Below are 15194 nucleotides of genomic sequence, written 5' to 3' on the forward strand. Positions count from 1 at the left end.
CTTCTTTTATATGTCTTGTGCTAAAATTTAGCACGCCCATTCTCACGGCTTTTCAGAGGGGGTACCCTTGTTACCCCCTCCAAAACAACCTTATGTTTTTCCATTTTTCAGTCAGTTAATTGCTCGTCTCTGTTTCTCACTATTTTGTGCTGATTAATAATATCTTAGGTCCTCTATTGTTGCGGGTAGTACTTGTCTCAAAATACCTCTCTACTTCGGATGCAGTTACTCTTTTATTTACAGGTATACCGTTCTTCTTATATATATTGGTGAGTACGGCACTAATTTCGGATGCGGTATATTGCTTTCCTGTCTCCAATTGTTTATGAACTCCGCGGGTTACAGAAGGGCAGTTTTTTAGCTGATGCAAGCTCTTCTTCTTTAAAGTGCTGAGCATGGTCGACTCGCGGAAGTTTATACTCCTTATATATTCAGATCCTTTTGAAAGGTAACATTCAAAAAGAGTATGCTCATATGGAGAACGAATAATTTGTTGTATCTGTGCTTCGTAATACTTTCTATGTTCCGGATTCTCTGAGAAACGAAGATGGTTTGCCCTGTCGAGTTGACGAAGTAATACCTCCGCTTTCCATTTGCGGGTTTTCGCTCTCTGGCGTGACAGTCGGTCTGCATCGCTGAATAGATATTCCTTTGGCTGGAAATCTATACTGAAATTTGGTATTGCCTTATAGGCATTCAGTAGGTGATTTTTGTTTGTGTAGAGTTCCAACACTCTTTGTTCATCGTAGTAGTTGGCTATCTTGTATTCATTCCTGGTTCCGTCTTCATTTAAATAACAGTTTCCACTCATTCCAAGAAGTGCTTCAAGGTATGCACCCTTCTCGCCTTCGCTTCCGGCTTTTGAATAGAGGTTCTTTATTGTGCTGATAGCCTGGAATGTTCCTTCCAGATAAAGCTGTGCTTCTACCTCCGAACGGTATTCCAAATCCTCTTTTATACTGCTGATGTGCGTAACGCTTTTAACTCCGTTGCGGAATCTGCCTGTAATCTGGATAGTCTCTGTTCTTGGATCGATGGCTGATTGTGGTGCCCCCATCATGTCCGACAGGATAATAACGTGAGGTTTGCTTTTGCATTCTATATCTACCGCCGAGTAAAACCGGCCCGTAAAGAAGTTTACCTTTGTGAGCTTGTTTATAAAGCTGTAAGCTTTTCGGTTGAAGTTTTTAGAATGCATATATGTAAGCTTCTCCATTGCGCCTTCGCTGCAAAAAGTGGTGACTTGTTTCTGAAGGTCGAGTGACAACTCGCAGAAAATTGACTCGAAAGTATCTATTGAATTGCAGAATACACAGATATTGCCAGGATGCAAAGTAATCTCTTCAAGGAATGCCTCCAGTATATTATTGGTAGGTAGAAGTTTTATTGGCATGCTGAAATCAAAATCGGGTGTAATTTTTAATATTGAGAAGCCTTGCTTTTCAAATCTAGGATCTGCTGCTATCAAAGGTGTGGCAGAAACCATCGCTTTCTCTCTGAATCTAAAGAAATCATCCATAGGAGCTTCAATGGATTCGCGGAAGTCAATGTCCTGAATCAGTTTTTCGCATTCGTCGAACAGCAAAAAGAATTCATTGTATATATCAATGCTTATTTCCTCCAGAGTCTCTTTTAGTCGCTGAAAACTTTCCGGAGTTACCATAATCTTTCGTTTTGACTTATGTTTCTGGATGTATTCCTCAATTTTCTGTCCCGTGATACCTGAATATACACCTAATATACTTCCTTTGTGCTTTTTTACCTTACCTTCAATTACCGGAACATTTGGCTCAACGATAATTGAGTTTCTGTCGCTCACCAGTTCACAGTAAGTAGCTCCAATACCTGTTAATGTTTTATTGATAATGCAATGTGTTGGCAGCATTTGCTTTCCATCGCGTTTTAGCGCATCAAGCAGACGCTCACCTTTTTTTATTTTTAGTATTACTTCTCTCACGTAGTGTTTTTCTTTAGTTTTTATTAAAGAAACCAGTTGAAACATATTTTTGAATATGTCCATTGATTTCAATTTACGAAAGTGTGCAAAGTTAAAATAATGTTTTGATTATTCTTTAGTTAAAGAGCTTATCTCTTCTTGTTATAATAAATGCTGGTTACTTTCTGAAATTCATTTTATTTCTGCTTTATAACATCATATTAACTATTAGATAATATAATTTAGGTTAATTAAATATTGGAAACAAAAATTTAATATAAAAATTGCTTGCAATTAAGTTTTTAATATTTATGTTTGCATTTAGTATTTTGTTAACCAGACCTTTATTGTGCCATATTATGAAAAAAATAGGGATTGCACTTCTTTCTTTTCATTTGCTCTCTGGCTCTGTTTGCGCTTCGCAATGGATTAGAGTGAATCAAGAAGGTTATTTACCTGATGATGTTAAGGTAGCTGTTTGGCTTACTGATCAATCTGTGTCTGTTTCAGAGTTTCAGATTGTAAGTGGCTTGACTGATAAAGTAATGTGTAACTGCAAAGTCGTTCAACAAAAAGGCGCTCAAGGTCCTTTTTCTAATACTGCTCGTTTGAACTTCTCTGAATTTAAACAATCCGGTTCTTTTTATATTAAAGCAGGAACAGTTAAGTCTCCTGTTTTTAGAATAGGTAATAATGTCTACTCATCTGCTGTTGAAGTACCATTAAAGTACATGCGCCAGCAACGTTGTGGGTTTAATCCGTTTTTAAATGATTCTTGCCATAAGTTTGATGGTAGAATTGTTGATCATCCTACTCGTACCGGAGAAAAAATAGATGCTCGTGGCGGATGGCATGATGCTTCTGATTACCTTCAATATGTCACTACTTCGGCAAATGCTATATACCAGATGTTATTTGCTTATAGTCAGTACCCAAAGGCTTTTGCTGATAACTATAGAGCTGACGGATTACCCGGAAGCAATGGAATTCCCGATGTGCTTGACGAAGCAAAATGGGGTTTGGATTGGCTGTTAAGAATGAATCCTGATAAAGATACTTTTTTTAATCAGATTGCAGATGATAGAGATCATGCAGGCTTTAAATTGCCGACTAATGACGTAGTTGATTATGGTTGGGGAAAAGGAAAAGATCGTCCGGTTTATTTTTGCACGGGGCAAAAGCAGGGATTGCTGAAACATAAAAACAGAACAACCGGACTTGCTTCGACTGTTGGTAAATTTGCATCAGCTTTTTCTTTAGGAGCCGATTTACTGGCAAACTTTTATCCTGAATATTCGAAAATCTTAAAAGAAAAGTCTGTTGATGCCTATAATAAAGGTGTAGAGTTTCCGGGCGTATGTCAAACAGCCTGTTGTGTGTCTCCATATTTTTATGAAGAAGATAACTGGACTGATGATATGCAGCTTGCTGCAGCTCAGATTTATAAATCTACCGGTGATAAGAAGTATCTGAAAGATGCCGTTTTGTATGGTAGAATGGAACCTGTTACTCCTTGGATGGGAGCAGATTCTGCACGCCATTATCAGTGGTATCCCTTTGTGAATATCGGACACTATCAACTTGCTACTCAAGATAATCCAGCCGTAAAGAACGAGTTTATTCGTAACTTAAGAAGTGGCTTGGAACGAGTACGCGAACGTGCTGGCGATGATGTGTTTTTAAATGGAATACCTTTTATATGGTGTTCTAACAATCTTACAGTTGCGCTGATAACTCAATGTAACTTGTATCGCAGATTGACTGGTAACACTGAATTTCTTGAAATGGAAACAGCTATGCGAGATTGGTTATTTGGTTGTAATCCATGGGGAAAATGCATGATTGTAGGGTTGCCTTCCAATGGAGATTATCCTCTTTATCCGCATTCTGCTTTTTCGCAGCTGTATCATTATCCTATTGATGGTGGATTGGTTGATGGGCCTGTTTATACTTCTATTTTTAAGAATTTGAGAGGTGTTCATTTAGGACAAGAAGATAAATATGCAGCTTTTCAATCAGATAGAGTTGTCTATCACGATGATTATGCAGACTATTCTACGAATGAACCAACTATGGATGGAACAGCATCTTTAAGTTATTATCTGGCATACCTGGCATCTGAAGCTTCTTCTAAAGATTCGAATAAGAGAGTTCTTGGAGGAATTATTCAGGGAGATACTTCGAAAAAGAAAATAGCTTTGGTCTTTACCGGGCATGAATTTGCGGATGGGGGTAAGACTATCAGTAAGGCTTTAAAGAAACAAAACATTAAAGGATCTTTCTTTCTGACTGGTGATTTTTATCGTTCTTTCCCTAAGTTAGCAAAGTCATTGCAGAAAGATGGTCATTATTTAGCTCCACATTCGGATAAGCATATACTTTATGCCGACTGGGGCAAGAGAGATTCGACTTTGATTACCCGTGAAGCTTTTCGGAAAGATCTTAAAGATAATTATCAGGCAATGATACAGGCAGGAGTTAATTTACCCAAGAAGCTTTATTTTCTACCTGCCTATGAATGGTATAATAATGATATATCTTCATGGTGTTCAGAATTAGGCGTGCAACTTATTAATTTCACTCCGGGAACCGGATCAAATGCTGATTATACTGTTCCTGAAATGAAGTCGTATAAATCTTCAGAGGAGATTTATCAGAATATTCTCAATTATGAGCAAATAAATACACTAAATGGTTTTATGTTATTAGTTCATATTGGCACGGATAAAAGACGAACAGATAAGTTTTATAACTATCTTGATAAATTAATAGAGACTTTAAAATCCAAAGGATACGAATTTACTCCTGTAGATAAGTTACTATAAATTTTAATATTAATTCAATTTGATACAAAAATAACTATATCAATAATATTTTGATTTTATTATTGAATTAATCGTGTCGTTTTGTAGTTTGTATTTAAAATGTGAATAAAACATTAAAAAATATAGAATTTATGTTTTGAATCCTAAAATTTAAGTTCTACTTTTGATGCATATTTAAACTGGTTTTATTCTATAGATTGGCCGATATTCAATGTGCTAATACGTTTTTAATAGATCATATTTAATATATGATTTAAATTATTGAATAAATGATGATTATTTTAAAATCAATACTTCTGATATTATTAGTTCTAGATAGAAATTTATATAATTTTCAACTTTAAATTATTGATCTTTTATGAGCACAATTCAACTATCTCGAGGAACTTTCTCAAAGAAGTTTCTTACAGCTTTAGCAGTTGCTTTCCTTTTCTCTACAGTGGGAAGCACTAAGGCTATTGCAGGTGTTTGGGCTGTTAATGTTACTCATGATGTAAGTGAGTCGCAACAACAAGCTATCATTCTAAAAGGTACAGTGACCGATTCTAACGGAGAACCGGTGATTGGCGCCAGTATCACAGAAAAAGGATCGCCTAAAAATGGTACTGTTACTGATATTGACGGACATTTCTCTTTGAAACTTAAGCCAAATGCAACACTAATAGTTTCGTATATTGGTTTTCAAAAGCAAGAGGTTGCTGTAAATGGTAAAACTTCTATCACAGTTGTTTTGAAAGAAAACGCGGAATTGTTAGAGGAAGTTGTAGTAGTAGGTTATGGTACTCAAAAGAAAGAAAATCTGACTGGTGCAGTGTCTTCTGTAGATATCGACAAATCTTTAAAGAATCGACCAATTGCTGATGTTGGCCGTGGTCTGCAAGGTACAATACCAGGTCTTTCGGTTACTGTAGGTAATGGAGAAATTGGTTCTGATCCTACAATGAAGATTCGTGGTCAGTTAGCTTCAATCAATGGAACTTCATCTCCTCTTATTCTTTTGGATAATGTTGAGATTCCTAGTATTCAAATGGTTAATCCAGATGATATTGAATCTATTTCTGTATTGAAGGATGCTGCTGCATCTTCAATTTATGGAGCTAAGGCTGCTTTTGGTGTTGTACTTATTACAACAAAGAAAGGTGCAAAGAACGAATCTGTAAATATTCAGTATTCAACTAACTTCTCATGGCAAAATGTTGCCAAAGACATAAAAATGGGCGGTATTGATGCTTTGGATTACACTGTTAATGCATTCGAAAGAGTTGGAAGTTCAATTGCTGGAGCGTTTTGGTATGTAACCCGTGAAAGTTATGAGAAATCTGTTCTTTGGCAACAAAAATATGGGGGTACTGTAAAAGCAAATGATCCGATGGTTTACGGTCGTGACTGGTATGTAGATTCAAGTGACCGTAAGATTGGTGTCAGAACTTATGATCCATATAATTATATGGTAAGAGAATGGACTCCTTCTCAAACACAGAATCTTTCAATTAGTGGGAAAAGCGGTAAAACAGCTTATAATATTGGTTTAGGATATTTGGATCAGACAGGTATGATGAAACCTGCAAAACATGACGATTTTAAACGTTACAATGCATCACTAAGATTGAGTACCGATATAAATAAATATCTTACAGTGAAAGCTGGTATGATTTATTCTAAGCGTGAAAAAAGATATGCTTACGTAACAAACTCAACTACAGCTGACCCTTGGTTGTATTTATATCGTTGGGGGCCACTTTATCCTCTTACTACAGAAGATGGAGATCCGATAAGAAGCCCTGTTTCTGAAGCTCAGCAAGCTAATACAGCTAGCCAAAAATATAATTATACAAATGTGAACATCGGTGCAACTATACATCTGACTAAAGATTGGACTGTTGATGCAGATTTTACTCATGCTAGTCAGGAATTTACATGGAACAGACCTGGAACTATTTATACAGCGAAAAACGCATGGGGTGGAGCCGCTGCTAAATTAGATGCAAATGGGAACCGGATTTATGTAGATGATAGCGGACAGGTAGTTGATGCTTCAGCTACAGGTGCTATGCCGGCTTACCAGTTAAGCAATGTAACTTATACCTCAACAGGATCTAATCCAGACCATATTTATCGTAACTCTGAAAATATGGAGCAAGAAACTGCGAACGTTTATACAACATATAACTTTAAACTTGATGAAAACAATGTTTTCAAAGCTATGGGTGGTATTAACCGTGTAACTCAGAAGACTGTCAACAATTGGTCACAAATCACACAACTTTTGGATATTTCTAATCCTCAGTTTGATTTGGCAACAGGAACTCAGACTGCAGGTGGACAAGTGTATTGGGAATCTCAGTTGGGTTACTATGGACGTTTAAATTATGCTTTAATGGATAAATATTTATTTGAGGCAAATCTACGTTATGATGGTTCTTCTAAGTTCCCTACTAATTTAAGCTGGCGCTGGTTCCCTTCTTTCTCTGCCGGATGGAGAGCAAGTGAGGAAAAATTTATGGAATGGGCAAAACCAACTCTAAGTTCTTTGAAGATGAGAGGTTCATGGGGTACTATTGGTGATCAGACAGTGCCTAATTCTATGTATGTTTCTACTATGGGTGTTTCGAATACAAGTTGGTTAGATGGTTCTACTAAATTTGTTTCTGTCGGTACTCCTTCTGTAGTAGTTCCATCAATTACATGGCAAGATATTGAAACACTAGATTTAGGCGTCGATTTACGTATGTTTAATAATGAATTAGGAGTTTCATTTGACTGGTATCAAAGAACAACTAAAAATATGATTGTAGCAGGTGCTGCTGTTGCTAATACATTTGGTACTAGTGCTCCAAATGGTAACTTTGGTGAATTAAGAACCAGAGGTTGGGAACTTGCTGTTGACTATAATCACAGATTTAGTAATGGTATTGGTGTTAATGCAACAGCAACTCTAGCAGATGCAACAACTATAATTACAAAGTATGCTCCGCTAGCTGTAAAGACTGTTTCCAATACTTATTATGAAGGAAAAAGATATGGAGATATATGGGGTTATAAGACAGACAGGTTATACCAATACAGCGATTTTGAACTTGGTAGTGATGGTAAACCGCAGTTAATTACATTGACTGCAGATGAAAGTGCCAAATATGCTGGAAAAAAAGCTTATAAACTAAAAACAGTTGATGGGAAGAAGCCTGTTTATCAACCTTATTTGCAAAATTCATCAAATTTCTACTTTGGACCGGGTGATGTTAAATTCGTGGATTTGAATGGTGATGGTGAAATAAACAATGGTAGTAATACAACAGATGATCATGGTGACTTGTCAGTTATTGGTAATTCAACTCCACGCTATGAATATGGTCTTCGATTAGGTGCTGACTGGAAAGGCTTTGACTGCTCTATTTTCTTCCAGGGAGTTGGAAAACGTCAAATTTGGGGATCAGGTTTCTTAGCTATTCCGGGATATAACTCTTCTGATGGCGCTATGCCTCAAACTTTTGCTGGAGATTTCTGGAAAGACGACCGTACAGATGCATTTTATCCTAGAGCATATAATCAAGGAGGTAGCGACAATACAAATAATATGCAGGTTCAATCCAGATATTTGTTAGATATGTCTTATATGAGAATTAAGAATATGACATTAGGATATTCATTGCCTCAGGACTTATTGAAAAAGGCTGCAATATCTAAAGCTCGTGTTTATATAGCTCTTGAAAACTTTTTCACATTTGATCATTTACGTGATCTTCCAATCGATCCTGAAGCTGTGTCTGGATATTCTATGTTTAATTCATCAAATTACAATTCGGGTCGTACTGGAGTAGGTACTCCGATGTTTAAAAGTGTTTCATTCGGTTTACAGCTTAACTTCTAAAAAATATAACAATGAAAAAGAATATATTAACCCTATTCTCATTAATACTCATCGTTTTTTCGGGATGTAGTGATGATGTTTTGGATCGTCCTCAGCTAAATAATGAGCCTGATACTCCAGCATTTTGGACTCAGGAAAGTAACCTAAGGTATTATGCCAATGAATATTATACCTCTTTTTTCCCAGGTTATAATTCTTCATGGGGAACAGATTATGCTCCTTTATTAGGCTATAATTTTAGTGATAACTGTGTGAATACTAATGTTCAGACAAATTTTGAATCTAGTATTCCTTCTTCAAGAAGTAGTAGTGCGTGGTTGCAACAATATGCTGGTCCATCCTGGTATTTTGGATGGATTCGTAAGTCAAATGTCTTTCTTGATAGAATTGAAAGTTATTCTAAATCAAGTATATCAACAGAAGCTTACGGGCATTGGTCTGGAATCGCCAGATTCTTTAAAGCTTTAGAATATAGCAGATTAGTAGCAACATTTGGTGATGTTCCATATTATGCAAAGACTTTCTCTGAAACAGATTATGATCAGATGTTTAAAGACAGAACTCCAAGAGCTGAAGTGATGGATTCTGTTTATGCTAACTTTAAATATGCATTAGATAAAGTACGTGCAAATGATGGTAATCAATATGTAAATAAGTACGTTGTTGCTGGATTTATTTCACGTTGGATGCTTTTTGAAGGAACATGGCAGAAATATCATTCCAATGATCAGGCAAGAGCTAAAAAATATCTCGAGTTTGCCAGAGATGCTGCGGAAGTTGTAATGAATAGTGGAAAGTATTCAGTTTCTTCTGATTTCCGCTCTTTATTTGGATCTTCAGACTTGTCAAGCAATAAAGAGTGTATCCTTTTCAGAAATTATAATAAAGATCAGGGAGTAACTCATTGTATTGCTTCATACTGTAATGGCTATGAAAGTCAGACTTCTGCAGCTAACCTTGCTTTGGTTAAAGCTTTTATCTGTGTAGATGGAAAAAACTGGAAAAATTCATCGGTAGCAAAAGCGGATTCGTTTAATCTTTCAAATTTGATTAAAACACGTGACCCACGTTTTGAAGCAACATTCTGGTATGCTCCTAAAGTTCAGTCTGCGTCATTACTTTATTCATGTAAATTTATTGATAGAGAAGGACCGACACATGCTGCAGATGCAAATATTCCTGCAAGATATGCTAGTATGACTAATACGAATGCTTATCCGGTAATGCGTTTATCTGAAGTGTTATTAAACTGGATTGAGGCAAAAGCTGAACTGGCTACATTAAATGGAGTTGCAGTTACCCAAGCTGACATTGATAAATCAATTAATGTTATCCGTAATAGACCATTGGATTCAGAAGCAATTTCAAGAGGTGTTACTAAAACTGCTCCTATGCAATTAGCTAGTCTTCCGGATGATCCTGATCGTGATAGTGATGTTCCTGTTCTCATCTGGGAGATTCGTCGCGAACGTCAAATGGAATTTGTATTTGAACATTCTCGTCTATTGGATATAAAAAGATGGGGAAAGTTGCAATATATGAATTGCACTACTCATCCAGATAACTTGAAAGGTATATGGGTTAATATTCCACAAGAAGTTCCTGCTTATTTAGTGAAAGCTAAAATTGGTAAACTTCAAGTTGCAAAGGCTGATGGTACGATAGTTACATATAATGGTACAAATGCAAGTAGTATGGTAGGCTATTATATCCCTGAGGGCGCGAAAGATAGAATTTCTTTTGATGATAAGAACTATTTATCTCCAGTAGCTAAGGATCAAATAGATTTGTATACTAAAAGAGGATATAATCTAACACAGACTCCACTTTGGAACTAACCTTAAATAGTTGTGAATAATTTTAAAAAGGGATAGCCTTTTTTAGACTATCCCTTTTTTATAAATGAAAAAGAATGTAGTTTTGTTATTTGTTTGGAAAAATTGAATAAGTTTTGATTAGCCTTTTTTTTAGTATAATGTTTTAGAAGTTTAATAAATGAAGGTATGAGTCCAGTTCTAGTCCTATCAACTATTTTTTGTTATTTTGCAGTTTTGTTTGCAATATCATATATTGCAGGAAGAAAGACTGATAATCAAGGTTTTTTTGTTGGAAACCGGAAGTCTCGTTGGTATGTAGTGGCTTTTGCCATGATAGGTTCTAGCATTTCAGGAGTAACTTTTGTTTCTGTTCCAGGGATGGTGGCCGTAAGCAATTTCTCTTATTTGCAGATGGCTCTTGGCTTTTTGACTGGACAGTTTATTATAGCTTTTTTACTGATTCCTCTTTTTTATAAAATGAACCTGGTTTCTATTTACGAGTACCTTGATAATCGCTTTGGTGTTTCTACACATAAAACAGGTGCATGGTTCTTTTTTATTTCAAAAATGCTGGGTGCAGCAGTCCGCCTTTTCCTTGTTTGTGTGGTTCTACAATTACTGGTTTTTGAACCATTACATCTTTCTTTCTTACTGAATGTTATTTTTACAGTTTTATTAGTGTGGCTTTATACTTTCCGTGGAGGGGTTAAAGCTTTAATCTGGACAGATTCTTTAAAGACTCTTTGTCTAGTTGGTTCTGTTCTTTTTTGTATATATTATATAAGCTCAGATCTGAATCTCTCTTTTAATGGAGCATTTAGTGCTATTATTGATCATGATTATTCAAAGACTTTTTTCTTTGATGATGTTAATGATAAAAGATATTTCTTTAAACAATTCCTTGCAGGTATATTCACAATGATTGCTATGACCGGTCTTGACCAGGACATGATGCAACGGAATTTGAGTTGCAAGAATTTTAAAGATTCTCAGAAGAATATGATTACCAGTGGTATTTTCCAGGTAGTAATTATTTTATTGTTTTTAATGTTAGGTGTACTTTTATATATATATGCTACGAAATCAGGAATTGCAATTCCTAAAAAGAGTGACGAACTTTTCCCATTAATCGCTACTCATGGTTATTTCCCTAAAATTGTAGGTGTTTTATTTATTGTTGGATTAATTTCTGCTGCTTACTCAGCTGCAGGTTCAGCACTAACAGCTTTAACTACTTCTTTTACTGTGGATATTCTGGGAAGTACAAAGCATAAAACTGATTTAGAAGTTGTAAAAGTTCGTAAGCAGGTTCACGTAATGATGTCTGTAGTAATGGGGCTGGTTATCATTGTGATAAATTCATTGAATAACACAAGTGTAATTGATGCTGTCTATATTCTGGCGAGCTATACTTATGGCCCTATTCTAGGTATGTTTGCCTTTGGTATTTGCATAAAAAAGCAAGTTCGTGATAAATATGTTCCTTTAGTTGCCCTTATTTCACCAATACTTTGTTTTGTTCTTCAAAAGAATTCACAGGTTTGGTTTAATGGGTACACTTTTAGCTATGAATTGCTAATCTTTAATGCCTTATTTACTTTTATTGGTCTTACTTTGATAATGAATAAACAAAAATAGATGTATATGAAACCTATTCGTATTTTTGTATTAAGCTTGTTATTCGCTGGTTCTTTTAGTCAGGTAGCTGAAGCCCAGGAACTTTCTAAAGAAGTGCGCTCAACAATTGGTTCGTATTTGACTCAAGTTTCAAAGAAGACCATATCTGTAGGACCAATTTATATTGATTCTTTTGCAGTTAGTAAAAACAAGTTAGAATTATATGCTAATATGAATTGCTCTTATATCCCTTTCAGGGAAGATAATGTAGCCGAAATATATAAGCATATTCGTCAACAACTACCCCCAGAATTTGTAAATTATCAAGTGACATTGATTACTGATAAGCACCCGATAGAAGAACTTATTCCACTTGCATTACGAAGTAAGAAAGATAAGAAAGCAAAAACTTTTGTTAATGACATTGATAAGCCTTTAATAACTCGTATTTCAGTACCTTACAGACCAACAAAAGGTCTTTTGAACAGACACATTGCCATGTGGCAAAGTCATGGATATTATTATGAGTCGAAGTTAACACGATGGGAGTGGCAACGAGCCCGTATCTTTCAGACAGTGGAGGATTTATATACACAGAGTTATGTTCTGCCGTTTTTAGTACCAATGCTTGAAAATGCCGGTGCTAATGTACTTTTGCCTCGTGAGCGTGATACAAATACAGCAGAAATTATTGTTGATAATGACGGTTCTTTAAGTGCAAGTTCTCGTTATATTGAAAAGATTACTGATAAAAAATGGAATGATGGCGCCGGTCCTGGTTTTGCTCAGAAAAAGGACTTTTACATAAACAATGATAACCCTTTTCATGATGGAACTTTCCGTTTGATAGAAACAATTAAGAAAGGAAAAGAGAGTTCGGCAGAGTGGATTCCGGATATTCCTAAAGCTGGTAGATATGCTGTTTATATTTCTTATAAAAGCCTAGCAAACAGTTCTGATGACGCTTTGTATACTGTCTATCATAAAGGAGGTACCACTCAGTTTAAGATTAATCAGACAATGGGCGGAGGTACATGGATTTATTTAGGACATTTCAGCTTTGATGCTGGCAGAAATTATGATTCCAGAATTGTGCTCACTAACAAATCGTCTAAGACAGGAAATGTTGTTACGGCAGATGCTATAAAGATTGGTGGCGGTTTTGGAAATATTGCTCGTCGCATTGCCGATAGTGGTACCACTGAAAATGTAAAGAGCTCAGATACCAAAGCTCAGGAAGAAATAAAACCATTGCCAAAAGTTGACTATCCTTACGAAACGAGCGGATACCCTCGTTATACAGAAGGGGCCCGTTATTGGCTACAATGGGCAGGTTTTCCGGAAGATGTATATTCTCCAAGTAAAGGAGTGAACGATTATACTGATGATTATAAATCGAGAGGCCTTTGGGTTAATTATTTAGCTGGAGGATCGAGTGTTGATCCGAAGTCAGAAGGTTTGAATATCCCAATTGATTTATCTTTTGCTTTCCATACCGATGCTGGAACAACAATGAATGATTCAATTATAGGATCTTTAGGCATTTTCTGTACTAATACCGATGATACCAAATATACAAATGGCGTTTCCAGATATGCCGCCAGAGATTTAACAGACCTTGTACAGTCTCAAATAGTGAATGACATTCGTTCATTATATGAACCTAACTGGTCGCGTCGTGGAATGTGGAATCAGTCTTATTATGAAGCACGTGTTCCTAAGGTTCCTGCTATGTTGTTGGAACTTCTTTCTCATCAGAATTTTGCTGATATGCGATATGGACTGGATCCGAGATTTCGTTTTACAGTGAGTCGTGCAATTTATAAAGGAATACTTCAATTTGTATCTTCTCAATATAAGCAGAAATATGTTGTTCAGCCATTGCCAATAGATCATTTTAATATTCACTTTGTTAATACAGACGAAGTTGAGTTAAATTGGAAACCAGTTATGGACCCATTAGAACCAACTGCTGTAGCAAATAAGTATGTTGTTTATACGCGCATTGATGACGGAGAATTTGATAATGGTGTTATTGTGAATACAAATAGCTATCGCGTATCACAAAATGAAGGACAAATCTATAGTTATAAGGTTACTGCATTGAATGATGGAGGTGAAAGTTTTCCTTCTGAAATTCTTTCAGCCAGTAGAGTGACAAAAGAGAAGGGGATGGTTCTGGTAGTGAACGGCTTTGATAGAATTAGTGCTCCGGCCGACTTTGTAGCCGATAGTATTGCAGGTTTCTATGATGTGCTTGATCATGGAGTTCCTTACAAACAAGACTATAGTTTTATTGGAAGTCAGACGGAATTCCGACGTAGTATTCCATGGATGGATGATGATGCTGCAGGTTTTGGAGCTAGTCGCGCAAATTATGAAAAAATGGTTATTGCAGGCAATACTTTCGATTATCCTTTTGTTCATGGAAAAGCAATAACTAATGCAGGATACTCTTTTGTTTCTTGTAGTGATGAAGCCATAATGGATAAGAATGCAGATCTGAAAGAATATAAATTTGTAGATCTGATCTTGGGGAAAGAACGTGAAACAAAGATGGGGCGTGGAGGCCAATGTCCAACAGAGTTTAAAACATTCCCTGAGAAATTGCAGACTGCAATTAAAGAATATTGCGAAGCAGATGGTAATATCTTTATTTCGGGTGCATTTGTCGGATCGGATTTGTGGGATAATAAAGCATCCCGACAGGAAGATAGGAATTTTGCGATGAATACATTGAAATATAAATGGCGTACAGGACAGGCTGCTATAACAGGCAAAGTTAAAAGCGTAGCATCTCCTTTTGCAATGTTGTCTGGTAATTATGACTATTACAATGAACTAAATGCTGAATCATATGCTGTAGAATCTCCTGATGGAATAGAGCCGGCAGCAAAAGATTCGTATACAGTCTTTAGATATTCTGAAAATAATTTGAGTGCAGGTGTGGCGTATAATGGAAAATATAAAACCTGCATACTCGGTTTTCCTTTTGAATCTGTTAAGAATGAAGAAGGGAAAAACCAGTTAATGAAGTCAGTGTTATCTTTCTTCTCAAAAAACTGAATAATTGAATTTTAAATGGTGAATAATACCTCTTCATCTTATCTATGATGATAAAGAAATATTAT

General features: G+C 36.0%; 6 protein-coding genes. 5 read left to right on the forward strand and 1 reads right to left on the reverse strand.

From position 1 onward, the window contains the following. Positions 1 to 139: 139 nt before the first annotated feature. Complete coding sequence (locus BUC21_RS06940) at positions 140 to 2020, reverse strand: DEAD/DEAH box helicase family protein (RefSeq protein WP_083547630.1); 1881 nt, start codon at positions 2018 to 2020, stop codon at positions 140 to 142. Positions 2021 to 2295: 275 nt separating this feature from the next. Between BUC21_RS06940 and BUC21_RS06945 the strand changes: the two genes are divergently transcribed. From BUC21_RS06945 to BUC21_RS06965, 5 genes are all read left to right on the forward strand, one after another. Continuing rightward, positions 2296 to 4761, forward strand: coding sequence for a bifunctional glycoside hydrolase family 9 protein/polysaccharide deacetylase (locus BUC21_RS06945; RefSeq protein WP_073400614.1), 2466 nt, complete (start codon positions 2296 to 2298; stop codon positions 4759 to 4761). Positions 4762 to 5119: 358 nt separating this feature from the next. Further along, the gene (locus tag BUC21_RS06950; protein WP_073400616.1) at positions 5120 to 8629 is read left to right on the forward strand and encodes a SusC/RagA family TonB-linked outer membrane protein; all 3510 of its coding nucleotides are present in this window, start codon (positions 5120 to 5122) and stop codon (positions 8627 to 8629) included. 11 nt (positions 8630 to 8640) lie between these two features. After that, on the forward strand, positions 8641 to 10467 hold the full coding sequence (locus BUC21_RS06955) for a RagB/SusD family nutrient uptake outer membrane protein (RefSeq protein ID WP_073400618.1): 1827 nt from the start codon (positions 8641 to 8643) through the stop codon (positions 10465 to 10467). 165 nt (positions 10468 to 10632) lie between these two features. After that, complete coding sequence (locus tag BUC21_RS06960; protein ID WP_073400621.1) at positions 10633 to 12084, forward strand: sodium:solute symporter; 1452 nt, start codon at positions 10633 to 10635, stop codon at positions 12082 to 12084. 6 nt (positions 12085 to 12090) lie between these two features. After that, a complete protein-coding gene (locus BUC21_RS06965) occupies positions 12091 to 15129 on the forward strand; it encodes a golvesin C-terminal-like domain-containing protein (RefSeq protein WP_073400931.1) in 3039 nt (1012 codons plus the stop codon). The last annotated feature ends 65 nt before the right edge of the window (positions 15130 to 15194 follow it).

It is taken from the genome of Bacteroides luti, from assembly GCF_900128905.1.
Classification (GTDB): Bacteria; Bacteroidota; Bacteroidia; order Bacteroidales; family Bacteroidaceae; genus Bacteroides; species Bacteroides luti.